The organism is Pseudomonas sp. Hz4, assembly GCF_054898165.1.
The window spans coordinates 4,129,573-4,155,756 of record NZ_CM142719.1 but is presented as its reverse complement, the minus strand read 5'-3'; the positions used below and the strand labels follow the sequence as shown (position 1 = coordinate 4,155,756).

Here is a 26,184-nt window from a genome sequence, read left to right as displayed (position 1 = left end):
GATCGCCATGTACCGCTTCTTCGAGCAGCTCAGTTCACGCATCGCTGCGCCCTTCATTGGCGAGAGCTCGCGCAACAGCAAGGTCTGGCAGTGCCGCTGCGGGCAGTCGCTGTTTTTTCGCAACAGTCAGTGCCTGGCCTGTTCGGCGGCATTGGGTTATCAACCGGAGCAGAGTCGCTTGTCGTCGCGGCAGCCCGGCTTGCAGGCCGATACCTGGTTACTCGACACCGGTCCCGAAGCGGGTGTCTTGCGCCGTTGCGCCAACCTCGATTCCCCGGCTGCGTGCAACCCTCGATATCAACGAAGCAGACGACGCACATCGCGAGCAGATTCGGGTGCAGATGCATGAACCTTATCGCACGCTGCTCGGGCATTTTCGTCATGAGGTCGGGCATTATTACTGGGATCGACTGGTCGCCAACAGCCAATGGCTGGAACCGTTCCGCGGACTGTTCGGCGACGAGCGCGCGAGTTACGCCGAGGCCCTCGAACGGCATTACCAGCAAGGCGCACCGCTCGACTGGCAGCAACATTACGTCAGCGCCTACGCGACCATGCATCCCTGGGAAGATTGGGCCGAAACCTGGGCTCATTACCTGCACATGATGGACGCGGTGGATACGGCGCTGGGATTCGGCATGAGCGCGCGGGAAATGGACTTCGACTACAGGCCATTTCCGCCCGACACGCTCTACGATCCACAACATCCCGGCGGCGCGGCGTTCCTGTCGTTCGTCAATGCGTGGATCGAACTGGCAGGCATGCTCAATGAACTGTCACGCAGCATGGGGCAACCGGATTTCTATCCGTTCGTCCTGCCGCCGGCGGTGATCGCCAAGCTGCACTTCATCCACTTGGTGATCCAGCAGGAGGGCGGCCGGGGGATGAGGTGTTGCAGGGGTAGGCGCTGCCGCAGGCTGCGATCTTTTCAGGGCTTTGCGCATGTCCTTGAAGCAGCACATATTTTTTAATCCGCCCGAACGGTTGTAACTTCGTCTCAGATAGGTACAATGGCGCCGTTCGCCGTCAGGTGAGCGTCGTTATGGTGACCCCATCGGTCCCCCCGCAACGATTACCCGTGAACCTGGTCAGACCCGGAAGGGAGCAGCCACAGCGGGAACATTGTGTGCCGGGGTGTGGCTGGTGGGGTTGCCTCCATAACGCACCGCGAGACCTCTCTCGCGTTATGTGTCTAAAAAAATACGTTCTTGTTGCTCTGCCATGGATCTTGTTCAGGGCGGTGTTTTTTCGTTTCCGATTTTTCAGAACGAACCTATAAAAGGAGGCCGAGTTGTCGAATGCGACACTCGGCCTCCTTTTTTCATTTCTGGCACTATGGCTTGGACAAGGCCTGGTCAACCGCCGCAATCAGCTTTCCCAGAGCCTTCGGGGTGGCTTTATGTAGGATCCATCACCTTGCTTTGCAAAATGTGATGCATTTCGTAGAGTCGCCGCTCAAAAAGGGTATTTGGGGTCTTTTAGGTGAGTTGATCTCTGCTGTCAGGAGGCCATCAAGCGCTGTTCATGGAGTGATATCGTGTTGCTGCGCATTACCTATAAAAACATCTCTTCCGGGCATCCTGCACTGGTCGAGCGGTACCATCGCTAGCCACAGCGAGCCTGACTCATGGATGAGAAATACCGCAGGGCCGTGGATGCCGCCGCGATTTTTTCCGAGACCGATCTAACGGCCGGATCACCCACGTCAACGATCAATTCTGTGCCGTGTCCGGCTATAGCCGCGAAGAACTGCTCGGGCAGAACCATCGTCTTCTCAACTCGGGTCTGCACTCCGCTGATTTCTTCGCGGCTATGTGGCGCACCATCGCCTTGGGCGACGTCTGGAAAGGCGAGATTTGTAATCGCGCGAAGGATGGCAGCCTGTATTGGGTCGACAGCACCATGGTGCCGGTGCTTGATGACGCTACCGGGCGGGTTGACCGCTATCTGTCGATTCGTTTCGACATCAGCGAAAAAAGCCAATTGCTGCACTCTCTGCAATGGCGGGTGGGGCATGACGTGCTGACCGGGCTGCCGAACCGCACCTTTCTCTCGGATCTGCTGGATCAGGCGCTGGAGTTCTCCCGGAACGAAAACATCCCGCTGGCGGTGTGCATGCTCGACCTCGACGACTTCAAAGCGGTCAACGATGGCTTCGGGCATGCCAGTGGCGATCTGCTGTTGGTCGAGGTGGCCAAGCGTTTGCGCGCCATTGTGCGCGGTGAAGATGTGGTGGCGCGGCTGGCCGGTGACGAGTTTGTGCTGGTGTTGCGTTGCGTGCGTGATCTGCCGGAACTGCGTGCGGCGTTGAACCGGGTGCTCGGCGCCATTTCGGCGCCGTACTCGCTGCATGGCAAGGGTGTCAATGTGTTTGCCAGTATCGGCGTCACCCTGTTCCCTCACGACAATGAAGATGCCGAAACCTTGTTGCGTCATGCCGATCAGGCCATGTACGTGGCGAAACAAAGCGGTCGTAATCGCTTTCATTTGTTCGACGTGTCCCGGGATCAGGAGGTCAAGGCCACACACCAGACGGTCGAGCGAGTGCGCCAGGCGCTGGCTGCCGGTGAGTTTCGCGTGCATTTCCAGCCCAAGGTGAATATGCGTCGTGGTGAGGTTGTCGGCTTTGAGGCGTTGTTACGTTGGGAGCATCCGCAACAGGGCATCGTACCGGCACGGGAGTTTTTGCCGCTGGTGGAGGAGACGGACCTGATCATCGATATTGGTGAATGGGTGATGGATCAGGTCCTGTCGCAGTTGCACCATTGGCAGCAGGTGGGGCAGGGCTGGCCAGTCAGCATTAATATTGCGGCGCGACATTTTCAGCGAGCGGATTTCGTCGACCGGCTCAAACACGTGCTCGCCCGGCATCCCCAAGTGGCTCCGCAGATGCTCGATCTGGAGATTGTCGAGTCGGTGGTGATCGAGAACATTCAGCATGTCAGTGACTGTATGCAGGCCTGTCAAGCGCTGGGGGTGCAGTTTTCATTGGGCGACTTTGGCACCGGTTATTCGTCCCTGAGCTACCTCAAGCGTTTGCAAACCCAAACCATCAAGATCGACCAGTCGTTCGTGCGCGACATCGTTAATGATCGTGATGATCTGGCCCTGACCATGGCGGTCATTGGTCTGGCTCGGGCCTTTGGCCGGCAGGTGATCGCTGAAGGGCTGGAAAGTATCGAGCACGGTGAATTGCTGCTGCGCCTGGGCTGCGAAGTTGCTCAAGGCTATTTCATTGCCCGGCCGATGCCGCCCGCAGACGTGCCGGGCTGGGTCGCGGGGTTTGTTGCGCCGCTGCAATGGCAGATTTTGGAGCAGGCAGGCTAAGGCTTGCCATTGTCCTCGTTGAGTGGTTCGCCACCGATGTAGAGCCGGATAATGTCGTCGATTTCACCGGACATTTTCATTCGCAGCAAGGTGCGCAGAATGCGTTGCACCGGCATCCTGGGGTCGTTACGCACATAACAACCGACATTCTGTTCCTGCAACAAAGACTCTCTTAGCCAGATAAGACGAGCGCACCGGATGCAATTTTGGCCTTGCTCCGCTAGCATTAGCCGCTTCTGTTCCTTCGTTGCGACGGTTTTCGATGAGTTATCAGGTTCTTGCACGTAAATGGCGTCCGCGCTCGTTCCGCGAAATGGTCGGCCAGACCCATGTGCTCAAGGCTCTGATCAATGCCTTGGACAGCCAGCGGCTGCACCACGCCTATCTGTTTACCGGTACCCGCGGGGTTGGCAAGACCACAATCGCGCGGATCATCGCCAAATGCCTGAACTGTGAAACAGGTATCACTTCAACGCCTTGTGGCGAGTGCTCGGTGTGCCGTGAGATCGATGAGGGCCGCTTCGTCGACCTGATCGAGATCGACGCCGCGAGCCGGACCAAGGTCGAAGATACCCGCGAGCTGCTCGACAACGTGCAGTACGCGCCGAGCCGCGGGCGCTTCAAGGTCTACCTGATCGACGAAGTGCACATGCTCTCCAGCCATTCCTTCAATGCGCTGTTGAAAACCCTTGAAGAGCCGCCGCCCTACGTCAAGTTCATCCTGGCGACCACCGATCCGCAGAAACTTCCTGCAACGATTCTTTCGCGGTGCCTGCAGTTCTCTCTGAAGAACATGACGCCGGAGCGGGTGGTCGAGCATTTGACCCACGTGCTGGGTGTCGAGAACGTGCCGTTCGAAGACGACGCGCTGTGGCTGTTGGGCCGTGCTGCCGACGGTTCGATGCGCGACGCCATGAGCCTGACCGACCAGGCGATCGCCTTCGGTGAAGGCAAAGTCATGGCTGCCGACGTACGGGCGATGCTCGGCACGCTCGATCACGGTCAGGTTTACGACGTTCTGCATGCGCTGATTGAAGGCGACGCCAAGGCATTGCTTGAAGCCGTCCGGCACCTGGCCGAGCAAGGCCCGGACTGGAGCGGCGTGCTCTCGGAAATTCTCAACGTGCTGCACCGTGTCGCCATCGCCCAGGCCCTGCCTGAAGGCGTCGACAACGGTCATGGCGACCGCGATCGGGTGCTGGCACTGGCTCAGGCGCTGCCGGCCGAAGACGTGCAGTTCTATTACCAGATGGGCCTGATCGGCCGCCGCGACTTGCCGCTGGCGCCGGACCCGCGCGGTGGTTTCGAAATGGTCCTGCTGCGAATGCTCGCGTTCCGACCGGCAGACACCGCGGACGCTCCGAGGCAACCGTTAAAGCCAGTGGGGATCAGCCAGGCCACAGTTGATTCCGCAAATTCAGTGGCTGCCGCGCCCGTTGTTGCGCAGGTAGTGGCTGCGGCAGTTGCACCGGCAGTGGTAACAGTTGCGCCTGCGCCGATTGCGGCGGTGGTTGCTCCTGTGCAAGCGCCCGAGCCTGAGCCAGTCGCGGCCGTCGTCGTACCCGAGCCTGTGGTTGAGGCCGTAGCGGTCGAAGCAATCGTCGATCTGCCCTGGAACGACCCGATAGAACCCGAAGTCGTTCAGGAGCCCGCCGTCGAGCCGGTGCTGGAAACTTCCGCCGAACAACCCGAATTGGCGCCGATGCCATTGCCGACCCCCGACAGCGTGGTGCCGGACGCACCGGAGTGGGCCGCTGCGCCGATTCCAGAGCCGTCGGTGGCCGAAGTCGATGCCGCGACGCCGGGCATGGACCTGGACGACGAGCCGCCGCTGGACGAGGATTACATCGAGCCGGATATGGAATCGGCCTACAGCTACCTCGACGAACTGGCCAGTGAACACACCGCCGATCCCGTGCCGGAACCCGAGCCTGAGCCGGCCGCCATGCCGGCCACCGGTCTGGCGCTGCAATGGCTGGAGCTGTTCCCGAAACTGCCGATCTCCGGCATGACCGGCAGTATCGCCGCCAACTGCACGCTGATCACCGTCGAGGGTGACAACTGGCTGATGCACCTGGACCCGGCCCACAGCGCGTTGTTCAACGCGACTCAACAGCGTCGCTTGAACGATGCGTTGAATCAGTTTCATGGGCGTACGCTGAACCTGAGCATGGAGCTGATCAAGCCCGAGCAGGAAACCCCGGCCCAGGCCGGATCCCGACGCCGGGCGAACCGTCAGCGCGAGGCGGAAGAGTCGATCCACGGTGATCCGTTCATCCAGCAAATGATGCAGCAGTTCGGTGCGGTCGTCCGTAACGATACTATTGAGCCTGTCGAGACCCTGGTCACTCAGGGCTAATACTGAAGGCGTTCGGCCGAAAGGGTAGGGCGCTGTTTTTATCCAAGTACTTTTGAGGTGATTCCCATGATGAAAGGTGGCATGGCCGGCCTGATGAAGCAGGCGCAGCAGATGCAAGAAAAAATGGCCAAAATGCAGGAAGAGCTGGCCAACGCTGAAGTCACCGGTAAAGCCGGTGGCGATATGGTCACCGTGGTAATGACCGGTCGTCACGACGTCAAGCGCGTGACCATCGATCCAAGCCTGGTCGAAGGCTTGAGCGAAGACGACAAAGAGATGCTGGAGGCTGTTTTCGCCGCCGCCGTCAACGATGCCGTGCGCAAGATCGAAGCCAACAGCCAGGACAAAATGTCCGGCATGACCGCTGGCATGCAACTGCCACCGGGTATGAAACTGCCATTCTGATTCGCTAAAGCGCGTCGGATGGGCTACAAAAAAATGCCAGGCACCGCGCCTGGCATTTTTGTTTCTGCCACACCGATCGTTCCCACGCTCTGCGTGGGAATGCAGCCCGGGACGCTCCGCGTCCCAAAGCGGACGCGAAGCGTCCATTGAGGCATTCCCACGCGAAGCGTGGGAATGATCAGAATAGGTAGAAACATCGAACGCGACACCCGCATAAAGGTCTGCTCCCTATACCGCCGAATTCATCGATCAAAGGAGACGCTCACATGCCAGACGCATTGACCCTCAACCAACGTATCGTTCTGGCGTCCCGCCCGGTAGGCGCGCCGACGCCGGAGCATTTCCGTCTGGAGCGCGTTGCGCTGCCGGACCTCGCCGACGGTCAGGTGCTGCTCAAGACCCTTTTTCTGTCTCTGGATCCCTACATGCGCGGACGCATGAGTGACGCGCCGTCCTACGCCGCACCGGTTGAAATCGGCGAAGTGATGACCGGTGGCGCTGTCAGCCGGGTCGAGCGCTCGCTGAATCCGAAATTCCACGAAGGCGATCTGGTGGTTGGCGCCACCGGCTGGCAAAGCCACAGCATCAGCGACGGTCGCAACATCATGCCGGTGCCGTCCGGGCTGCCGAGCCCGTCGATGGCGTTGGGTGTGCTGGGCATGCCGGGCCTGACCGCCTACATGGGGCTGATGGACATCGGCCAGCCCAAGGCTGGCGAAACTCTGGTGGTTGCGGCGGCGTCCGGGGCGGTGGGTTCGGTGGTCGGTCAGGTGGCGAAGATCAAGGGCCTGCGCGTGGTCGGCGTGGCCGGTGGCGCGGACAAATGCCGTTACGTGGTTGAAGAGCTGGGCTTCGATGCCTGCATCGACCACAAGAGCCCGAACTTCGCCGATGAATTGGCCAAGGCGTGCTCCGAGGGCATCGACATTTATTTCGAAAACGTCGGCGGCAAGGTTTTCGATGCAGTGCTGCCGCTGCTCAAACCTAAAGCACGAATTCCTCTCTGTGGCCTGATTGCGTCCTACAACGCCCACGAAGCACCGAGCGGCCCGGATCGCCTGCCGCAGTTGCAACGGACGATTTTGACCAAGCGCGTGCACATCCAGGGCTTCATCGTATTCGACGACTATGGCGACCGTCAGCCGGAATTCGTCAGTGCCATGGCGCCGTGGGTGCGCGACGGCAAGGTGAAGTTCCGCGAAGACGTGGTCGATGGCCTGGAGCAGGCACCTGAAGCGTTCATCGGTCTGCTGGAAGGACGCAACTTCGGCAAACTGGTTGTGCGGCTCGCCCAGGACTGAGTAATTGACGCTAATCAGAGGCGCGGGTATAAACCGCGTCTCGTTGTTTTGTCGGACTTTTCCCCATGAGCTTCAGCCCTTTGATTCGCCAACTGATCGACGCCCTGCGAATTTTGCCAGGTGTGGGTCAGAAAACCGCCCAGCGCATGGCGTTGCAGTTGCTCGAACGTGATCGCAGCGGCGGCTCGCGACTGGCCTTGGCACTGAGCCAAGCCATGGAAGGGGTGGGCCATTGCCGGTTGTGCCGCACGCTGACTGAAGATGACCTCTGCCCGCAATGCGCCGATACCCGTCGTGACGACACCTTGCTCTGCGTGGTGGAAGGACCGATGGACGTCTACGCGGTGGAGCAGACCGGTTTCCGTGGTCGCTACTTCGTGCTCAAGGGCCATCTGTCACCGCTCGACGGACTCGGGCCGGAAGCCATCGGTATTCCGCAACTGCTGGCGCGGATCGAGGAGGCGGGCACGTTCACTGAAGTCATCCTTGCGACCAACCCGACCGTGGAAGGTGAAGCCACAGCGCATTACATTGCCCAATTGCTCAGCAACAAAGGCCTGATCGCCTCGCGTATCGCCCACGGCGTGCCATTGGGCGGCGAGCTGGAATTGGTGGATGGCGGAACGTTGGCGCATTCGTTTGCCGGGCGTAAGCCGATCGTTTTGTAGCTTCTACCGTGTCACCTCTTGAAAACCAAGCAAGCGCTCGGTAAGTTCGCTGAACCTTCAGTGGAGCTCGCCGATGCCTGCCTTTCAGGAATACTTCGACCCCAGCCACCAATTGGTCCGCGACAGCGTCAGACGCTTCGTCGAGCGCGAGATCTTGCCGGACATCGACCAGTGGGAGGAAGCCGAAAGCTTTCCCCGTGAGCTCTACCAAAAGGCCGGAGCGGCGGGGATTTTGGGGATCGGTTACCCCGAAGCCCTGGGTGGCAGCCACGAAGGCGATCTGTTCGCCAAGGTCGCCGCCAGCGAAGAGCTGATGCGCTGCGGCTCCGGCGGCTTGGTGGCGGGGCTCGGCTCGCTGGACATCGGCCTGGCTCAAGCATCGCCTTGCCGAAATGGCCACGGCGCTGGAAGTGTCACGGGAATTCACCTACCGCCAGGCGGCGAAAATGGCGGCGGGGCAGAGTGTGATCAAGGAGATTTCCATGGCCAAGAATTTTGCTACCGACACGGCTGATCGCATTACTACCGATGCGGTGCAGATTCTTGGTGGTCTGGGCGCGAGAGTCTGGTGGAGCGGCTGTACCGCGATAACCGTATTTTGTCGATCGGCGGCGGAACGCGGGAAGTGATGAACGAGATCATCAGTAAGATGGGACTGTGAGTTTTACGGTGACCTGATCGTTCCCACGCTCCGCGTGGGAATGCAGCCCGGGACGCTCCGCGTCCCAAAAGCGGACGCGGAGCGTCCGTTGAGGCATTCCCACGCAGAGCGTGGAAACGATCAATCAAGCCCAGCTGCCTTACTTATCGTCCAGGGCAAACTGCGTCAGGCAGAACGTCGGAATACCCATGTCTTCCAGCCGCTGCGACCCGCCCAACTCCGGCAAATCAATGATCGCCGCCGCTTCATGAACCCGAGCACCCATGCGTCGAATCAGGTTTGCCGCCGCGATCAGCGTACCGCCCGTGGCGATCAGGTCATCGAACATCACCACCGAATCGCCCTCGCACAGGCTGTCGGCGTGGACTTCGAGGAACGCTTCGCCGTACTCGGTCGCATAACCCTCGGCCAGCACGTCGGCCGGCAGTTTGCCTTGCTTGCGGAACAGCACCAGTGGCTTGTTCAATTGATAGGCCAGGACCGAACCGATCAGAAAACCACGAGCGTCCATCGCACCGATATGGGTGAAGTCGGCCTCGACATAACGATGGGCAAAGCTGTCCATCACCAGGCGCAGGGCCGTGGGGGACTGGAACAGCGGGGTAATGTCGCGAAAGATCACGCCCGGCTTGGGAAAGTCGATCACGGGGCGGATGAGGGATTTGATGTCGAAGGAGTCGAAGGCCATAGTCGAAGAATCCTGGCAGGCTGCAAACGACGCAGTATAACGGCGGCTGAACCGTTTCGCTCAGCCGCACTCGCCGAAATCAGCCTTCCAGCGAACCGCCGGCCAGGGCGCAGAGCTGGATCGGGTCGAGAATATGGATTTCCTTGCCTTCAGCGGCGATCAGTTCGTTTTGCTGGAAACGAGTGAACACCCGAGACACGGTTTCCACCGCCAGGCCCAGATAATTGCCGATTTCGTTGCGCGACATACTCAGGCGGAACTGGTTGGCCGAGAATCCCCGGGCGCGAAAACGGGCCGACAGGTTGACCAGGAACGTGGCGATGCGCTCGTCGGCGGTTTTCTTCGACAGCAGCAACATCATTTGCTGGTCGTCACGAATCTCGCGACTCATCACGCGCATCAACTGACGACGCAGTTGCGGCAGTTGCAGCGCCAGTTCGTCAAGGCGTTCGAAAGGGATTTCACACACCGACGTGGTTTCCATGGCTTGTGCCGAGACCGGGTGTTTTTCGGTGTCCATGCCCGACAGGCCGACCAGTTCACTCGGCAGGTGGAACCCGGTGAGTTGCTCTTCGCCGCCATCGCTCAGGCTGAAGGTCTTCAGGGCGCCAGAGCGTACTGCATAAACGGAATCGAACGTGTCGCCCTGACGGAACAGGAATTCGCCCTTTTTCAGCGGGCGGCCACGTTTAACGATTTCGTCCAGCGCATCCATGTCTTCCAGATTCAAAGAAAGTGGCAAGCAGAGGGGCGCCAGGCTGCAATCCTTGCAATGGGCCTGGTTATGAGCGCGCAGTTTTACTGGCTCGGACATTTCTTCAATCCTTGTGGGAAAACACACATAAGCCGTAAGGGTAACCCACGGGAGGACGTTCAGGCACGCGGCGATTTTGTCGCAGGGTCGTTAATCAGCGTTTCGTAGACCGACAGTGCGGTGATTGCTAGATCACCCGTGAAAAACGCTGGCGATTTTGCTGTTCCAGGTACGCGTCGAACACCATGCACACCGAACGCACCAGCAATCGTCCGGCGGGCCGTACGGTGATCCGTTCGTTATCAAGGTCGATCAGTCCGTCCTCGGCCATTCCCTGCAACTGTGGCCAGAGTTCGCCGAAGTAGCCCTGAAAGTCGATGTTGAAGGCTTGTTCGATCTGGGCGAATTCCAGGCTGAAAGTGCAGATCAGTTGTTGGATAACCGCTCGTCGCAGGCGGTCATCGGTGTTGCACAGCAGACCACGGCTGGTGGCCAGCTGCGCGCTGGCCAGCGTGTTCTGGTACTGATTCAGGTCGCTGCTGTTCTGGCAGTACAAGTCGCCGATCTGGCTGATGGCCGAGACGCCCAGGCCAATCAAGTCGCAATGACCGTGGGTGGTGTAGCCCTGGAAGTTGCGTTGCAGGGTCGAATCTTCCTGAGCAATCGCCAGTTCATCGTCGGGCAGCGCGAAGTGGTCCATGCCGATGTAGCGGTACCCGGCCTTGGTCAGCTGCTCGATGGTGCCCTGGAGCATTTCCAGTTTCTGCGCCGGAGTCGGCAGTTCGTCGCTGTTGATTCGCCGTTGCGGCATGAAGCGTTCCGGCAGGTGCGCGTAGTTGAACACCGAGAGGCGGTCCGGTTGCAGGTTGATGACTTCATCGACGGTGCGGGCGAAATTCTCGGGTGTCTGTCTTGGCAAGCCATAGATCAGGTCAATGTTGATCGAGCGAAACTGCAGGGTGCGGGCAGCGTCGATCACCGCGCGGGTTTCTTCCAGGCTTTGCAGGCGATTGACCGCCCGTTGCACCGCCGGGTCGAGGTCTTGCAGGCCGATACTGACCCGATTGAAACCCAGCTCACGGAGCAAGCCCATGGTCGACCAGTCGGCTTCGCGAGGGTCGATTTCGATGCCGTAGTCGCCGGAATCGTCGTCCAGCAAGTTGAAGCTTTTGCGCAACTGTGCCATCAGCTGGCGCAGTTCATCGTGATTGAGAAAGGTCGGGGTGCCGCCGCCGAAATGCAGTTGCTCGACTTTCTGCGCGGGGTCGAGGTGGCAGGCGATCAACTGGATTTCCTGCTCCAGACGCTGCAAATAGGGCAGAGCCCGGCCGCGATCCTTGGTGATGACTTTGTTGCAGGCGCAGTAGTAGCAAATGTTCGCGCAGAACGGCACATGCAGGTACAGCGACAACGGACGCAGAGCCTTACGGCTTTCGCGCAGCGCATGGAACAGGTCGAAGGTGCCGATATGACCGTCGAATTGCACGGCGGTCGGATACGAGGTGTAACGCGGTCCCGCCAGGTCATAACGGCGGATCAGATCGGTGTCCCAACGAATGGCGTCGAGCAACATGCGGGCATTCCCCCGGATAGGCTGGCAGTGTCAGCGAGTCTATGGGGCGGGGCGGTGGGGCATCTTGATTTGCATCAAAGGTGATGGGCGGCCATGGTTGGCTTTTGTGGCGAGGGAGCTTGCTCCCTTGCCACAGGGTCAGTGGCCCATGAGCCAATGCTGATGCGGCCCCGGCAAAGTCCAGATGCCGAACAGAATCACCAGTAATCCGCCAGCCATCCGCACGCTACGCTTGCGCAACAACGCCGTAACCCGTTCAGCCGCCAGCCCCGTGGCGAGCAACACGGGCCAGGTGCCCAGCCCGAACGCGAGCATCAAAAGCGCACTGTCCAGCGCATTGCCCTGACTCGCCGACCACAGCAACGTGCTGTAAACCAATCCGCACGGCAGCCAGCCCCAGAGCGCGCCCAGGAGCAACGCGCGGGGTACGCTCGACACCGGCAGCAGTTTATTGGCAACCGGCTGGATATGCCGCCACAGGCCGCGACCGAGGCTTTCGATGCGGGTCAGGCCGCTCCACCAACCGGCGAGGTACAGGCCCATGGCGACCAACAGCATTCCGGCGATGATGCGCATGAACATCGCCGCCGGGCTGTTGGCCACCGCCCAACCGGCCAGGCCGATCAGCAGGCCGGCCGTTGCATAGCTGAGAATTCGCCCCAGGTTGTAGGCCAGCAGCAGTCGAAAGCGTCGGCTGCGTTGTTCCTGAGGAATCGCCAGGGTTAGCGCGCCCATCAAACCGCCGCACATGCCCAGGCAATGCCCACCACCGAGCAGACCGAGAATCACTGCAGACACCAGCAGCGGCGCCAACTCAAGCATGGGGTGGGGCCTTGTCGTCCGGTTTGGCCGGATGGCCGCTGGCCTCGTCGACGGCCGCCTTGTGGTTCGGGTCCTGGTCGTCGAACAGAATGCTGTGGGCCGGGCCGTCGAGGTCGTCGTACTGACCGCTGTCGACTGCCCAGAAGAAGATGTAAATGGCGATGGCCACGATCAGCAGCGCGGCCGGGATCATCACATAGAGAGCTGGCATCTGGACTCCATGCCCACGCGGCTCAGGCCGGCAGCGGGCGGGTTTCTGGCGTGGCGCTGACCGCAGGCGTCTTTGGCATGCGAGTCAGGCGCAAGGCGTTCAGCACCACGGTCAACGAACTGATGGACATGCCGACTGCGGCCCATACCGGTGTGATCCAGCCGAGGGCAGCGAACGGCAACATAAGGCCATTGTACAGCCCGGCCCACAGCAGGTTCTCGATGATTACCCGACGGGTGCGTCGAGCCAGGCTGAAGGCTTGTACCAGTGCGTCGAGGCGGTTCGACAGCAATACCGCGTCGGCACTGGTTTTCGCCAGATCAGTGGCCGAGCCCATGGCCACGCTGATGTCGGCGGCGGCCAGCACTGGCACGTCGTTGACGCCGTCACCGAGCATTAACACCTTGCGTCCTTCCTTGTGCAGCTGTTGCAGGACCTGCAATTTATCGTCCGGACGCAAGCCGCCGAGGGCTTCATCGATGCCGAGTTCCGCGGCGACACTGGCGACCATCGGCGAGCTGTCACCAGACAGCAATAGCGTGCGCCAGCCGCGAGACTTGCAGGCGGCGAGCAGGGCGGGTGCGTCGGCACGCAAACGGTCGTCGAGAACAAACCATGCCAACGGCCCCTGGCTGTCGCCGAGCAACAGCCATTGACCGGCTTCATCCGGCATCAACGGCACGGCAGCGTCACTGAGTTCACAGACAAAACCCGGGTGGCCGATGCGCAGGCGTTGCTCGCCGACCAACCCTTCGAGACCCAGCCCTGGCGTGCTGTGGACTTCTTCGGCAGCGAGCGGCGCGCGGCCAAATGCGCGGGCGATCGGATGTTCAGAGCGGTTTTCCAGGGCCGCGGCCAGGCTCAGGCATTGATCGCTGTTGAGTGCGCCGAGCGGGCGAATCGAACGCAAGGCCAGCCGACCTTCGGTGAGCGTGCCGGTCTTGTCGAAAATCACCGTGTCGATCTGGTTAAGGCCTTCCAGCACATGACCGCGAGTCAGCAGCAAACCGAGTTTGTGCAGTGTTCCGGTGGCGGCAGTGAGGGCGGTCGGCGTGGCCAGGGACAAAGCGCACGGACATGTCGCAACGAGCATCGCCAATACAATCCAGAAGGCCCGCGACGAATCCAGTTCCCACCAGATCAGGCCGATGACGGCAGCGGCAATCAGCGACAGCAGCAGGAACCATTGCGCGGCGCGGTCGGCAATTTCCGCCAGTCGCGGCTTCTCGGCCTGAGCACGGTCCAGCAGGCGGACGATGGCGGACAGTCGGGTGTCTTGACCCAGCGCCAGGACTTCCACGGTCAATGCACCTTCGACATTCAGCGTGCCGGCGGTGACGGCATCACCCGGCATGCGCGGCTGTGGCAGGTATTCGCCGGTGAGCAGGGACTCGTCGATGCTCGACTGTCCGTCGAGGACCTTGCCGTCAGCCGGAAGGATTGCGCCGGGATGCACCAGCACCTGATCGCCGACGCGCAATTCACTGAGCAGGATCCGCTCGCTCTGGCCGTCGGCACTCAGGCGCAGACACGAGGCGGGTAACAGGTTGACCAGTTGCGCGGTGGCGGCGGCGGTGCGTTCGCGGGCGCGGCGTTCCAGATACCGTCCGGCCAGCAGGAACAGCGCGAACATGCCCACCGCATCGAAATACAGTTCACCGACGCCGGTGATCGACGTCCAGATCCCGGCGATATAAGCACTGCCAATGGCCAGCGAGACCGAGACATCCATGGTCAGGTGGCGGGTGCGCAAGTCGCGCATCGCGCCTTTGAAGAATGGCGCGCAGCTGTAGAACACGATAGGGGTGGTGAGAAATAGTGCGACCCAACGCAGGATAGTGTGCAGCTCGGGGCTGAGATCGATGTTGAATTCCGGCCAGGTGGCCATGGTCGCCATCATCGCCTGGAACCACAGCAGCCCGGCCACGCCGAGTTGGCGCAGGGCCAGGCGGTTTTCGCTGGCCAGTTGTTCGCTGGCGCGATCGGCTTGATACGGGTGGGCGGCGTATCCGATATGGCGCAATTCGCTGAGCACCTGGCTCAGCGGCAGTTGCGCGGCAGCCCAGCGTACGTGCAGGCGATGGTTGGACAGGTTCAGGCGCGCTTCGGTCACCGCCGGCAAGCCGCGCAGGTGTTTCTCGATCAACCAGCCGCACGCGGCGCAACTGATGCCTTCCATCAACAGAGTGGTTTCGGCGAGTTCGCCTTCGTGGCGGACGAAGGGTGCTTGTACATCGGCGCGGTCGTACAGCGCCAGTTCGTCCACCAACTGCACCGGCAGCGCTTCGGGGTTGGCCGATGACTCGCTGCGATGCTGGTAATAGCTTTCCAGGCCGCCGGCCACGATTGCTTCGGCCACGGCCTGGCAACCCGGGCAGCAGAACTCGCGGGTTTCACCGAGGACGGCAGCGGTGAAGCGGCTGCCGGCCGGGACGGGCAGGGCGCAGTGGTAGCAGGGGAGTTGGGTGGTCATCTTAGTGGCCATGAAAACAATATTGTTAAAACCGGGCCAGGTTCTGTGGCGAGGGGATTTATCCCCGTTCGGCTGCGAAGCAGTCGTGAAACCTGTTAGCAAAACATGACTGGAAGAATGCTGGGGCCGCTTCGCAGCCCAACGGGGATAAATCCCCTCGCCACATTGCAACTTTACTTCTTCAGGTCTTCCGCACCCTGCAGCGGCTCATCACCCAGCAGCAAATCCTTGTCATGGCTGACCTGTTCTTCTTCGAACATGCGCCAGGTCTTGTCGTCCTGTACGCCCAGCAGTTCTACAAAGCGGCGACCATCGACCTTGTCGTTCAGCTGGCCAATGTAGCGGCCCTGTTCGGATTCGCTGCGCGCCAGGGTGATCTTGCGATCCTTCTCCGGCTGTGTCGGCGAGATCAGGTTCAGCTCTAGGGATTTGGGCTGGCTGTTGCCGCTCAGGCGCAGATCGACTTCGCCGGTCACGTCGTCCAGATGAACGCTGGCGCGCAGCAGCAGGGTCTGCGCCAGCAGTTCACGGTCGAGGGAGCGGTTGATGCCTTTGCCGGCCTCGTAATAGTTGTCGTTGACCAGGTTATCCGGGTTTTTCACCGCGATCGTCACCATGGACAAGGTCAGCGTCACGGAGCACGCCAGGATGGCGATGATGATCCACGGCCAAAGGTGCTTGTACCAGGGACTTGCGGCATTTGCTGCGGGCATGATCACTTCTCTCAACGAACTTGTGGGCCGATGAACCGGCTCTGAGCTTCAATGTGGACGTTGTCGTCATCGGCATCCTTGAGGATGAATTTCACCTCGTTGGTGCTCGATGGCAGTTTTTCCGGGGCCATGGACAGTTCGACGGGCTGGCTGTAGATCTCGCCTGCGGCGACCTTGATCTCGCGCTTGCCTTGCAGCTTGAGGTCCGGCAAGCCAGCGGCTTCGAGCACGTAGGTGTGGTCGCGCTGATCCTTGTTCATGATCTTCAGGCTGTAGACGTTTTCGATCCGGCCTTCGGCGTTCTCGCGGTACAGCACACGGTCCTTGCTGACGTCGAAACCGACCAGCGAGCGCATGAAGAACGCGGTCATCAGCAAAGCGATCATCGCCAGCAGCACCGTGGCATAACCGATCAGGCGCGGGCGCAGTTTATTGGTTTTTTGCCCGGACAGGTTGTGCTCGGTGGTGTAACTGATCAGGCCGCGCGGGTAATCCATCTTGTCCATGATGCTGTCGCAGGCATCGATGCAGGCCGCACAGCCAATGCATTCGACTTGCAGGCCGTCGCGGATGTCGATACCGGTCGGGCAGACCTGGACGCACATGGTGCAGTCAATGCAGTCGCCCAGACCCATGGCCTTGTAGTCGACGCCTTTCTTGCGCGGGCCGCGGCTTTCACCACGACGCGGGTCGTAGGAAACGATCAGGGTGTCTTTGTCGAACATCACACTCTGGAAGCGCGCGTACGGGCACATGTAAATGCACACCTGCTCGCGCAACCAGCCGGCATTGCCGTAGGTGGCGAGGGTGAAGAAGCCGACCCAGAAATACGACCAGCCGTCGGCTTCACCCGTGAAGAAGTCGATGGTCAGCTCGCGAATGGGCGAGAAGTAACCCACAAAGGTCATGCCGGTCACAAAGCCGATCAACAACCACATCGAGTGTTTGCTGAGTTTGCGCAGGAATTTATTGGCGCTCATGGGCGCTTTGTCGAGCTTGATGCGCTGGTTGCGGTCGCCTTCGGTGACCTTCTCGCACCACATGAAAATCCAGGTCCAGACACTCTGTGGGCAGGTATAGCCGCACCAAACTCGCCCGGCGTACACGGTAATGAAGAACAGGCCGAAGGCGCTGACGATCAGGATCCCCGAGAGCAGGATGAAGTCCTGAGGCCAGAAGGTTGCGCCAAAGATGAAGAATTTGCGCTCCGGCAGGTTCCACCAGACGGCCTGATGGCCACCCCAGCTCAGCCAGACCGTACCGAAATACAACAGAAACAGCCCGGCACCGCCCATCATCCGCAGGTTGCGGAACAGGCCGGTGAAGGCGCGGGTGTAGATCTTTTCTCGAGAGGCGTAGAGGTCGACACTGTTGTTCTTGGCAGGTGTGACGTCGTGTACCGGAATCTGGTTGCTCATCATTGCATCCCACGGCAGTGGAAAAATGCCCCGGTCAGTACATGCCGACCGCGGTCAAAAAGAGGTGTTGCAGTGGCGCAATGATACGCCTGTAGCTCTAGCCCAAGGGTGCGACCTTTAGTCGCGTTGGTGAAAAATCTCGAATGGTGTAGCGAATGTAACAAAACGTGATGCAGGTCAATTGACTATAGACGAATCATATTCCTCCTTGGCACCGACGCGCGATACCGCAATGGAGTGCAGCGCGCTGCGCTGCACTCCATAACTGCGGCGGTTAGCCCAACCTCAAGGAAGCCGGCCGCCTCCCAAGCTGTCCAGTCCGCCGGTACCGCGTTTTCTATCTGCGCTGCTTTCGATATTCGCGAACTTTGCACGAGGTTTCGGGATGCTTGTTTCGTTGACCACTTCTGTCAGTGGTGCATCTTCATTGTTCGTTAGATGTTCAATGTTGTCGGGGTGGTGGGTGCTAGTGTTTTGCTCGGACATAATGACTTCCTTGTGTGTTGAATAACGGTTGGGTTGGCGTTGATGAGGGTGTTTGAGAAGTGGTCTTTTTACCCCGTCATCAATCTGGAAGTAAAACTATCAGCTGTCAGCAGTCAGGTGCTATCAAGCATAGGTTTCAATTTATTAAATAGGCAGTGGATGAGTCTTGTAATAAGTTTTGCTGTGCGGAGTATTGCGAGGGTTTGTTTTGAGCGCCGCTTTACGTTAGTTTTTAACTGGAGTTTGTAACTCAACTGAAAATCACGCTGTTTTGGAAATGGAATTCTATGTTATCTAAAATGTATAAAGTATTGAGCTGTCTTGCCGTGTTGTCGGTCATGTCGGGGGCATACGCTGCAGATTCGCCTCGGCATATGATATTTGCTTCAGATTCGCAGTACCCGTGGAGCGACCTCACCGATGAGAACCTTACGGACCCGAACAAAGAAAGACGATCACGAGAACTGATAGAACTTCAGTATTCCGACATTGCCAGCTTCAGAGCGCTCAATGGCGGCGCGTCGCGGATACCAGTGATGATTAACGGAGATATCACCGCCTTTGGTCATGGGGGCGAGCGCTCATATATGAAATCGGTGTTCGAGAATAAACTGGAGGGGCTCTATGATTACGGTCTGGGTAATCATGATTATGCCAATAACGTAGACGATTGTTTTTTGAATAGTTGTGCGGCCGGGAGTATCAATGACCTCAAGGCGCGCTATTGGGGGAAGGGGGTGTCCATGGACCTGGCGGCAAGAAGTGCGGGTCTTGGGACGATTTATTACGGCAGTCTCGCCTACTCAAAGGAGTTCGGTGATGTACATGTGGTTCAGTTGAATAACGAGCCGACGTATGCCGTAAGTTTTACTTCCGGTAGTCCGTTTGCTCGAACGTCCTTTGAAGTGACTGATGCGTTGAACTGGCTTGAGCGTGATCTAAAGAACGCGAGAGCGCAGGGCAAAATTATCATTCTCAATATGCACAAGGTTTATGACTGGGCAGGCAGTGATGCGCAAATTTCCCGGTTTAAGCAGATGATCGAGCAATACAAAGTGACTGCTGTATTTGGCGGGCATGATCACTGGGGGGTAGGGGTCCATACGTATGCCAAAAAATGGGAGTTGTTTGGCGAAGTGCCGGTATTCATGAGCGGATCTGCTTCTCAGCAAACCTATCTGATTGGCAGTTTTACCGAAGATCGAAAGTCTCTGAAAATCAGCGCAGTACAAAAAAGTAACTGGCCTAGTCGTGAAGTCGTGAAGCTCATTCCTGTGTTGAAGTAAGCAGGTTTGAGGCAGAAATGAAAACGGCCCCGCCAATTCACATTGGCGGGGCCGTTTTTTATTGCTTGAAACGTTTGCCTTACTGGGCGTCCGCCACCGGAGCCTTCTCACCGTGAGACAGGCTGTAGACGTAAGCCGCCAGCAGGTGAACCTTGTCGTTGCCTTGCAGCTGTTCCTGCGCAGGCATCTGGCCCTGCCGGCCGTAACGGATGGTCTGCTGCAGTTGAGCGAAGCTCGAACCGTAGATGAACGCGCCCGGGTGAGTCAGGTCAGGTGCGCCCATTGCTGGTGTACCTTTGCCTGCCGGACCGTGGCACGCCACGCAGTTGGCAGCGAACAGTTTCTGCCCGGCAACCGGATCAGCCTTGGTGCTTTCCGGCAGCTTGCGGCCATCAAGGTTGGTCAGTACGAATGCGGCAACATCGCTGACGCCTTGCTCGCCGATCACTTCGGCCCACGCCGGCATGACCGCGTGACGGCCACCCATGATGGTGGTCTTGATGGTTTCTGCCTCGCCGCCCCAGCGCCAATCGGCGTCGGTCAAGTTAGGGAAGCCATAAGCGCCCTTGGCATCGGAACCGTGGCAAACCGAGCAGTTGGAGGCGAACAGGCGGCCACCCATTTTCAGGGCTTGCGGGTCTTTGGCCACTTCTTCGATGGGCATGGAAGCGAACTTGGCGAAGATCGGGCCGAACCTGGCGTCCGACTTGGCCATTTCCTTTTCCCACTCGTGAACGCCGGTCCAGCCGTTCTGGCCGTTGGCGAACGCGGTCTGCTTGTCGTTATCGAGGTAGTTGTAACCCGGCAGCAGGCCTTTCCAGTTACCCAGGCCCGGGTACAGAACCAGGTAGCCCAGGGCGAAGATGATGGTGCCCACGAACAGCATGAACCACCATTTCGGCAGTGGGTTGTCGTACTCCTCGATCCCGTCGAAGGAGTGGCCAACCGTTTCTTCGGTGGCTTCGCTGCGCTGGCCCTTGCGGGTGGACAGCAGCAGCCAGGTCAGGGTGAAGATCGTGCCGAGGCTGAGGACTGTGACGTACAGACTCCAGAACGTAGTCATTCTTTGTTACTCCTAGAAGCTTGCTCGACGTGCTTGATGGCTTCGGGATCATCCGCGAAAGGCAGCAAGGTCGCGTCTTCAAACTCCGACTTGCGCTTGGGACTGAACACCCACAACGCCAGACCGATGAAGGCCACCATCACAACAACGGTGCCCAGGCCACGAATCATCCCGATATCCATCTAAATCACCGTTTGCTTTTGATGATGGTGCCCAGGCCTTGCAGATAGGCCACCAGCGCGTCCATTTCGGTTTTGCCCTTCACAGCATCCTGGGCACCGGCGATGTCTTCGTCGGTGTAAGGGACGCCGAGCGTGCGCAACACTTCCATTTTCTTGGCGGTGTCTTTGCCGTCGAGCTTGTTTTCCACGAGGAACGGGTAGGCCGGCATTTTCGACTCAGGCACCACGTTGCGCGGGTTGTACAAATGCGCACGCTGCCAGTCATCGGAGTAACGACCACCGACACGGGCCAGGTCCGGACCGGTACGCTTGGAACCCCACAGGAACGGGTGGTCCCAGACGCTTTCACCGGCAACCGAGTAGTGGCCGTAACGTTCGGTTTCAGCACGGAACGGGCGGATCATCTGCGAGTGGCAGCCGACACAACCGTTGGCGATGTAGATGTCGCGGCCTTCCAGTTCAAGGGCGGTGCGAGGCTTCATGCCTTCGACCGGCTTGTTGGTGACATCCTGGAAAAACAGCGGAACGATCTGGGTCAAGCCGCCGATGCTGACGGCGATCACCATGAAGAAGGCCAGCAGGCCAATGTTCTTCTCGACTGCTTCATGCTTCATCAGTGAGCTCCAACTACAGCAATCTGAGCGGCGGCTTCGGCTTCAGCCGGGTTCGAGGCACGTACGGTACGCCATACGTTGTAGGCCATGAACAGCATGCCGCTGGCAAAGAACGCACCGCCCAGGGCGCGAACGATGAAACCAGGATGGCTGGCTTGCAGCGCTTCGACGAACGAGTAGGTGAGGGTGCCGTCGTCGTTGATTGCACGCCACATCAGACCCTGGGTGATGCCGTTGACCCACATCGAAGCGATGTACAGAACGGTACCGATGGTCGCGAGCCAGAAGTGCGCGTTGATCAGACCGATGCTGTGCATCTGCGTACGACCGAACAGTTTCGGGATCATGTGGTAGATGGCACCGATCGAGATCATCGCCACCCAGCCCAACGCACCGGCGTGTACGTGGCCGATGGTCCAGTCAGTGTAGTGAGACAGCGAGTTGACGGTCTTGATGGCCATCATCGGGCCTTCGAAGGTCGACATGCCGTAGAAGGCCAGCGATACAACGAGGAAGCGCAGGATCGGGTCGGTGCGCAGCTTATGCCAGGCGCCCGACAGGGTCATCATGCCGTTGATCATGCCGCCCCAGCTTGGCGCCAGCAGGATGATCGACATCGCCATGCCCAGCGACTGAGCCCAGTCCGGCAGAGCGGTGTAGTGCAGGTGGTGCGGACCGGCCCAGATGTACAGGGTGATCAGCGCCCAGAAGTGCACGATCGACAGACGATAGGAGTAGATCGGACGCTCGGCCTGCTTCGGAACGAAGTAGTACATCATCCCCAGGAAGCCGGTGGTCAGGAAGAAACCCACCGCGTTGTGGCCGTACCACCACTGGATCATCGCGTCCGTCGCACCGGCGTAGGCCGAGTAGGACTTGAACAAGCTGACCGGCAGGGAAGCGTGGTTGACGATGTGCAGCATCGCCGTCACAACGATGAAGGCACCGTAGAACCAGTTACCCACATAGATGTGCTTGGTGTTGCGCTTGGTGATGGTGCCGAAGAACACCACGGCGTAGGTGATCCAGACAATGGCCAGCAAAATGGCGATAGGCCATTCCAATTCAGCGTATTCCTTGGACGTGGTGTAGCCCAGCGGCAAGGAAATGCCTGCACCGACGATCACCGCTTGCCAACCCCAAAAGGTGAAGGCCGCGAGACTGTCGGAAATCAGTCGCGTTTGGCAGGTTCGCTGCACGACGTAATAAGAAGTGGCAAACAGTGCACAACCACCGAAGGCGAAAATCACCAGGTTGGTGTGCAACGGGCGCAGGCGTCCAAAGCTCGTCCATTCCAGACCGAAGTTCAACTCCGGCCAGACCAGTTGCGAGGCAATGAAGACACCGAGCCCCATGCCAAGGATCCCCCAGACCACCGTCATGATGGCGAACTGGCGGACTACCTTATAGTTATAAGCAGTCGGACTGATTGCTGTGCTCATTCTAAGGTTCCACGGTTTGGGTGTTTTATTAGGAGTAAAAATCGGTCGCAAGTATGGAGAAAGCGGGGGGTCATTGCAACGCGCCATGACCTGGGTCAATGCTTTCAAAAGCTGATTCTGCGGCCTTTCCATGCGCCGCGTAAGGACAAAATTGCCCAAGGGCAAAATGTCGCGGCAGACGAAAATGGTGAGGGGGTCAGGTCGGATGTAACGGGGTATGTTCAAACATAACGATCGGGTGACAGATGGCAATTGGCAGGACAGCCGGTATCTACCAGCCTTTGCGGCTTGTCATCGAGCAGATTCGTCGAACACATCGGGGTTGGGTCGACCTGGAACCGGCTCACGCCAGTCCGCATCGGAGCAAGCTTAGCCCCGAATCTGGGGAACTGAAAGGAGGACTAACGGAGGGTGCGACAATGGGTCGCAAAGGGGCAGGGAACTGCCGCATCCAAAGAATGCGGCAGCAGAGCGGTCGAGATTTATTCGTGTTTGCCTTCAGCCTGCAAACGCTGGGTGGTCAGACCCTGTGACAAGCTGTAAACGTAGGCGGCCAGCAGTTGCACCTTGTCGTTGCCGAGCAGTTCGTTCTGCGCCGGCATGTGGCCCTGGCGGCCATGACGAATCGTTTGTTCAAGCTGCGTCAGGCCTGTTCCATAGATAAAACCGGCCGGTTGCATCAGATTCGGCGCACCCATGGCTTCAGTGCCCTGGCCGTTCGCCCCGTGACAGGCTACGCACATCGTGCTGTACGCTTGCTGTCCGGCTTTCAGGTCGGCGCCGCTGTCGGCAGGCAACGATAGGCCGGCCAGGTCATGCCGCACATACGCCGCGACATTCTTCACCCCGGCATCACCGAGGATTACTCCCCAGGCCGGCATCGCGGCCATGCGACCGCCCATGATCGTGGCTTTGATGGTGTCGGCATGGCCGCCCCAGCGCCAGCTGTTGTCAGCCAGATTGGGGAAGCCAAAGGCGCCCTTGGCATCAGAGCCGTGGCAGACCGCGCAATTGGAGGCAAACAGGCGACCGCCCATTGTCAGCGCTTGCGGATCCTGGGCCACTTCTTCCACGGGCATCGCTGCGAATTTGGCGAAGATCGGTCCAAACTTCGCATCCGACTTGGCCATTTCCTTTTCCCACTCGTGGACGCCGGTCCAACCGTCCTCGTAACCCGGCAGAACGCCTTTCCAATTGCCCAGCCCTGGGTAAAGCACCAGATAGCCCACGGCAAACACCAGCGTGCCGGCGAACAGCATGAACCACCACTGCGGCAGCGGGTTGTCGTACTCCTCGATCCCGTCGAAGCTGTGGCCCATGGTCTGGTCGACGCTGCCCTTGGTTTCGCCCTTGCGGGTGCCGATCAGCAGCCAGGTCAGGCCGATCAGGCTGCCGATGGTCAGTACGCAGATCCACGTACTCCAGAAGGTGGTCATGGCCGGGTACTCCTTGTTTCAGGTTCTTGGGTGGCATCGTCGGATAGGGGTTCATCGGCGAACGGCAGCAAACGCGCTTCGGCGAATTCCGGATTGCGCTTGCCGTTGAACACCCACAGCGTCAGGCCGACAAAGGCCAGGAACACCACGACCGTGCCCAGGCCGCGGATCATTCCACTGCTCATTTCGCTCACTATTTCAAAGGGCATGGCCATGGCTCACCTCTTGCTCTTGATGGATGTGCCAAGCACTTGCAGGTAAGCGACCAGTGCGTCCATTTCGGTCTTGCCCTTGAGCGAGGCGACTGAGCCTGCAATGTCGTCGTCGGTGTACGGCACGCCGAGGGTGCGCATCGCCTTGATCTTGCTTTCGGTGTGGCTGCTGTCGAGTGGGTTGTCCACGAGCCACGGATAGCCGGGCATTTTCGATTCCGGCACCACGTTGCGCGGGTTGTACAAATGCGCGCGATGCCAGTCTTCGGAGTAGCGACCGCCGACCCGGGCCAAGTCCGGTCCGGTACGTTTCGAGCCCCACAGGAACGGGTGATCCCAGACGCTTTCACCGGCCACCGAGTAGTGGCCGTAGCGTTCGGTCTCGGCGCGAAACGGGCGGATCATCTGCGAATGGCAGCCGACGCAGCCTTCGCGGATGTAGATGTCGCGACCTTCCAGTTGCAGCGCGGTGTAGGGCTTCATGCCTTCCACCGGCTTATTGGTCACGTCCTGGAAGAACAGCGGGACGATCTGGGTCAGACCGCCGATGCTCACGGCCAACACCATCAGCAACATCAGCAGGCCGACGTTTTTCTCGATTGTTTCGTGTTTCATGGCGGCCTCCTCAGGCGATCTGCGCAGCAGCGGCGACTTCGGCAGGCTGCGAGGCCCGCACGGTGCGCCAGGTGTTGTAGGCCATCAGCAACATGCCGCTGAAGAAAATCGCGCCGCCCACCAGTCGCACGACGAAGCCTGGGTGGCTGGCCACCAGGGTTTCGACGAAGGAGTAGGTCAGCGTGCCGTCTTCATTGACTGCGCGCCACATGAGGCCCTGGGCGATGCCGTTGACCCACATCGAAGCGATGTACAGCACGGTGCCGATGGTGGCGAGCCAGAAGTGCGCGTTGATCAGGCCGATGCTGTGCATCTGCGTGCGGCCAAAGATTTTCGGGATCATGTGGTACAGCGCGCCGATGGAGATCATCGCTACCCAACCGAGAGCGCCGGCGTGAACGTGGCCGATGGTCCAGTCGGTGTAGTGGGAGAGGGCGTTAACCGTTTTGATGGCCATCATCGGCCCTTCGAAGGTCGACATGCCGTAGAACGCCAGCGAAACCACGAGGAAGCGCAGGATCGGGTCGCTGCGCAACTTATGCCAGGCGCCCGAGAGCGTCATCATGCCGTTGATCATCCCGCCCCAGCTTGGGGCGAGCAGGATCAGCGACATCACCATGCCCAGCGACTGGGCCCAGTCCGGCAGCGCGGTGTAGTGCAAGTGGTGCGGGCCGGCCCAGATGTACAGGGTGATCAGCGCCCAGAAGTGCACGATCGACAAGCGGTAGGAATACACCGGACGCTCGGCCTGTTTCGGCACGAAGTAGTACATCATCCCGAGGAAACCGGCGGTGAGGAAAAAGCCTACGGCGTTGTGCCCGTACCACCACTGAACCATGGCATCGGTCGCACCGGCGTACACCGAGTAGGACTTGGTGAAGCTCACCGGCAGCTCAAGGTTGTTGACGATGTGCAGAATCGCCACGGTGATGATGAATGCACCGAAGAACCAGTTGCCGACGTAGATGTGCTTGGTCTTGCGCTTCGCCAGCGTGCCGAAGAACACCACGGCGTAGGCGACCCAGACGATGGTGATCAAAATGTCGATCGGCCATTCCAGCTCGGCGTATTCCTTGGAGCTGGTGTAACCCAGCGGCAAGCTGATGGCCGCCAGCAGGATCACCACTTGCCAGCCCCAGAAGCAGAACGCGGCGATTTTCGGCGCGAACAGCTGTGTTTGGCAGGTGCGCTGCACCGAATAGAACGAACTGGCGAACAAGGCGCAACCGCCGAACGCGAAGATCACCGCGTTGGTGTGCAACGGGCGCAGGCGCCCGAAGCTGGTCCACGGCAGATTGAAGTTGAGTTCAGGCCAGACCAATTGGGCCGCGAGAAAAACCCCGAGCCCCATGCCGACGATGCCCCACACCACCGTCATAATGGCGAATTGGCGGACCACCTTGTAGTTGTAGGCGGTACTGATAGAAGTGTTCATGGTTCCCCATCCACGGTTCAGCCGAAGTGAAGGCCTGCCT

22 protein-coding genes, 1 other RNA gene and 5 pseudogenes are annotated in these 26,184 nt (G+C 59.5%); 9 read left to right on the top strand and 19 right to left on the bottom strand.

Annotation, left to right across the window (positions count from 1 at the left end; translation table 11 throughout):
• The first annotated feature begins 7 nt into the window (after window positions 1-7).
• Both ACYZTR_RS18975 and ffs read left to right on the top strand, forming a co-directional pair.
• A pseudogene (locus ACYZTR_RS18975) lies at window positions 8-904 on the top strand (zinc-binding metallopeptidase family protein).
• 148 nt (window positions 905-1,052) lie between these two features.
• An RNA gene (gene ffs, locus ACYZTR_RS18970) (signal recognition particle sRNA small type) lies at window positions 1,053-1,149 on the top strand.
• Between the two features lie 184 nt (window positions 1,150-1,333).
• Here the strand turns inward: ffs and ACYZTR_RS18965 are convergent.
• Window positions 1,334-1,408 (bottom strand): annotated as a pseudogene (locus tag ACYZTR_RS18965) (helix-turn-helix domain-containing protein); the annotation flags it as partial.
• Between the two features lie 219 nt (window positions 1,409-1,627).
• Between ACYZTR_RS18965 and ACYZTR_RS18960 the strand changes: the two are divergent.
• A pseudogene (locus tag ACYZTR_RS18960) lies at window positions 1,628-3,327 on the top strand (putative bifunctional diguanylate cyclase/phosphodiesterase).
• Here the strand turns inward: ACYZTR_RS18960 and ACYZTR_RS18955 are convergent.
• Window positions 3,324-3,494: pseudogene (locus ACYZTR_RS18955) on the bottom strand (amino acid ABC transporter substrate-binding protein); the annotation flags it as partial. The pseudogenes ACYZTR_RS18960 and ACYZTR_RS18955 sit on opposite strands and share 4 nt — an antisense overlap.
• A 95-nt stretch (window positions 3,495-3,589) precedes the next feature.
• Here ACYZTR_RS18955 and dnaX point away from each other — a divergent pair.
• The 5 genes and pseudogenes from dnaX to ACYZTR_RS18930 all read left to right on the top strand — a co-directional run bounded on the left by dnaX (window position 3,590) and on the right by ACYZTR_RS18930 (window position 8,721).
• A complete protein-coding gene (gene dnaX, locus ACYZTR_RS18950) occupies window positions 3,590-5,686 on the top strand; it encodes a DNA polymerase III subunit gamma/tau (protein WP_461973253.1) in 2,097 nt (698 codons plus the stop codon).
• Between the two features lie 66 nt (window positions 5,687-5,752).
• A complete protein-coding gene (locus ACYZTR_RS18945; protein WP_008028561.1) occupies window positions 5,753-6,091 on the top strand; it encodes a YbaB/EbfC family nucleoid-associated protein in 339 nt (112 codons plus the stop codon).
• Between the two features lie 266 nt (window positions 6,092-6,357).
• Window positions 6,358-7,392, top strand: coding sequence for an NADP-dependent oxidoreductase (locus tag ACYZTR_RS18940; RefSeq protein ID WP_461973251.1), 1,035 nt, complete (start codon window positions 6,358-6,360; stop codon window positions 7,390-7,392).
• Between the two features lie 65 nt (window positions 7,393-7,457).
• Window positions 7,458-8,060, top strand: coding sequence for a recombination mediator RecR (gene recR / locus ACYZTR_RS18935; RefSeq protein WP_046047871.1), 603 nt, complete (start codon window positions 7,458-7,460; stop codon window positions 8,058-8,060).
• A 73-nt stretch (window positions 8,061-8,133) separates the two neighbouring features.
• Window positions 8,134-8,721 (top strand): annotated as a pseudogene (locus tag ACYZTR_RS18930) (acyl-CoA dehydrogenase family protein).
• Window positions 8,722-8,860: 139 nt separating this feature from the next.
• On the opposite strand, the gene ACYZTR_RS18925 reads toward ACYZTR_RS18930, so the two are convergent.
• The 9 genes from ACYZTR_RS18925 to ACYZTR_RS18885 all read right to left on the bottom strand — a co-directional run bounded on the left by ACYZTR_RS18925 (window position 8,861) and on the right by ACYZTR_RS18885 (window position 17,859).
• Complete coding sequence (locus tag ACYZTR_RS18925) at window positions 8,861-9,409, bottom strand: adenine phosphoribosyltransferase (RefSeq protein WP_154852465.1); 549 nt, start codon at window positions 9,407-9,409, stop codon at window positions 8,861-8,863.
• A gap of 79 nt (window positions 9,410-9,488) precedes the next feature.
• A complete protein-coding gene (gene fnr / locus ACYZTR_RS18920) occupies window positions 9,489-10,223 on the bottom strand; it encodes a fumarate/nitrate reduction transcriptional regulator Fnr (RefSeq protein WP_282380436.1) in 735 nt (244 codons plus the stop codon).
• Between the two features lie 127 nt (window positions 10,224-10,350).
• Window positions 10,351-11,733, bottom strand: coding sequence for an oxygen-independent coproporphyrinogen III oxidase (hemN, locus tag ACYZTR_RS18915; RefSeq protein WP_461979796.1), 1,383 nt, complete (start codon window positions 11,731-11,733; stop codon window positions 10,351-10,353).
• A gap of 141 nt (window positions 11,734-11,874) precedes the next feature.
• Window positions 11,875-12,558: a sulfite exporter TauE/SafE family protein gene (locus ACYZTR_RS18910; protein ID WP_461973248.1), complete on the bottom strand. Its 684-nt coding sequence runs from the start codon at window positions 12,556-12,558 to the stop codon at window positions 11,875-11,877.
• Complete coding sequence (gene ccoS / locus ACYZTR_RS18905; RefSeq protein ID WP_007905420.1) at window positions 12,551-12,769, bottom strand: cbb3-type cytochrome oxidase assembly protein CcoS; 219 nt, start codon at window positions 12,767-12,769, stop codon at window positions 12,551-12,553. Before ccoS ends, ACYZTR_RS18910 begins: the two co-directional genes overlap by 8 nt.
• A 22-nt stretch (window positions 12,770-12,791) precedes the next feature.
• Window positions 12,792-15,242 carry a heavy metal translocating P-type ATPase gene (locus ACYZTR_RS18900; RefSeq protein ID WP_461973246.1) on the bottom strand — a complete coding sequence of 817 codons (2,451 nt, stop codon included), beginning with the start codon at window positions 15,240-15,242 and terminating at the stop codon, window positions 12,792-12,794.
• Between the two features lie 173 nt (window positions 15,243-15,415).
• On the bottom strand, window positions 15,416-15,955 hold the full coding sequence (locus ACYZTR_RS18895; protein WP_461973245.1) for a FixH family protein: 540 nt from the start codon (window positions 15,953-15,955) through the stop codon (window positions 15,416-15,418).
• 11 nt (window positions 15,956-15,966) lie between these two features.
• Window positions 15,967-17,373, bottom strand: a complete 1,407-nt coding sequence (gene ccoG, locus ACYZTR_RS18890; protein ID WP_461973244.1) for a cytochrome c oxidase accessory protein CcoG — start codon at window positions 17,371-17,373, stop codon at window positions 15,967-15,969.
• A 285-nt stretch (window positions 17,374-17,658) separates the two neighbouring features.
• Complete coding sequence (locus tag ACYZTR_RS18885) at window positions 17,659-17,859, bottom strand: hypothetical protein (protein ID WP_461973243.1); 201 nt, start codon at window positions 17,857-17,859, stop codon at window positions 17,659-17,661.
• Window positions 17,860-18,158: 299 nt separating this feature from the next.
• Between ACYZTR_RS18885 and ACYZTR_RS18880 the strand changes: the two genes are divergently transcribed.
• A complete protein-coding gene (locus tag ACYZTR_RS18880) occupies window positions 18,159-19,145 on the top strand; it encodes a metallophosphoesterase family protein (RefSeq protein WP_461973242.1) in 987 nt (328 codons plus the stop codon).
• A 79-nt stretch (window positions 19,146-19,224) separates the two neighbouring features.
• On the opposite strand, the gene ccoP (ACYZTR_RS18875) is transcribed toward ACYZTR_RS18880, so the two are convergent.
• From ccoP (ACYZTR_RS18875) to ccoN (ACYZTR_RS18840), 8 genes are all read right to left on the bottom strand, one after another.
• Window positions 19,225-20,208: a cytochrome-c oxidase, cbb3-type subunit III gene (ccoP, locus tag ACYZTR_RS18875; protein WP_461973241.1), complete on the bottom strand. Its 984-nt coding sequence runs from the start codon at window positions 20,206-20,208 to the stop codon at window positions 19,225-19,227.
• Complete coding sequence (locus ACYZTR_RS18870; protein WP_003175465.1) at window positions 20,205-20,390, bottom strand: CcoQ/FixQ family Cbb3-type cytochrome c oxidase assembly chaperone; 186 nt, start codon at window positions 20,388-20,390, stop codon at window positions 20,205-20,207. The genes ccoP (ACYZTR_RS18875) and ACYZTR_RS18870 overlap by 4 nt, the downstream gene beginning before the upstream one ends.
• Window positions 20,391-20,395: 5 nt before the next feature.
• The gene (gene ccoO, locus ACYZTR_RS18865) at window positions 20,396-21,004 is read right to left on the bottom strand and encodes a cytochrome-c oxidase, cbb3-type subunit II (RefSeq protein WP_017337535.1); all 609 of its coding nucleotides are present in this window, start codon (window positions 21,002-21,004) and stop codon (window positions 20,396-20,398) included.
• Window positions 21,004-22,446, bottom strand: a complete 1,443-nt coding sequence (ccoN, locus tag ACYZTR_RS18860) for a cytochrome-c oxidase, cbb3-type subunit I (RefSeq protein ID WP_461973240.1) — start codon at window positions 22,444-22,446, stop codon at window positions 21,004-21,006. The genes ccoO (ACYZTR_RS18865) and ccoN (ACYZTR_RS18860) overlap by 1 nt, the downstream gene beginning before the upstream one ends.
• A 482-nt stretch (window positions 22,447-22,928) precedes the next feature.
• On the bottom strand, window positions 22,929-23,882 hold the full coding sequence (ccoP, locus tag ACYZTR_RS18855; RefSeq protein WP_461973239.1) for a cytochrome-c oxidase, cbb3-type subunit III: 954 nt from the start codon (window positions 23,880-23,882) through the stop codon (window positions 22,929-22,931).
• A complete protein-coding gene (locus tag ACYZTR_RS18850; protein ID WP_461979794.1) occupies window positions 23,879-24,079 on the bottom strand; it encodes a cbb3-type cytochrome oxidase subunit 3 in 201 nt (66 codons plus the stop codon). The genes ccoP (ACYZTR_RS18855) and ACYZTR_RS18850 overlap by 4 nt, the downstream gene beginning before the upstream one ends.
• 21 nt (window positions 24,080-24,100) lie before the next feature.
• On the bottom strand, window positions 24,101-24,709 hold the full coding sequence (ccoO, locus tag ACYZTR_RS18845) for a cytochrome-c oxidase, cbb3-type subunit II (RefSeq protein ID WP_461973238.1): 609 nt from the start codon (window positions 24,707-24,709) through the stop codon (window positions 24,101-24,103).
• Window positions 24,710-24,719: 10 nt separating this feature from the next.
• Window positions 24,720-26,144 carry a cytochrome-c oxidase, cbb3-type subunit I gene (ccoN, locus tag ACYZTR_RS18840; RefSeq protein ID WP_403138573.1) on the bottom strand — a complete coding sequence of 475 codons (1,425 nt, stop codon included), beginning with the start codon at window positions 26,142-26,144 and terminating at the stop codon, window positions 24,720-24,722.
• Window positions 26,145-26,184 lie beyond the last annotated feature (40 nt).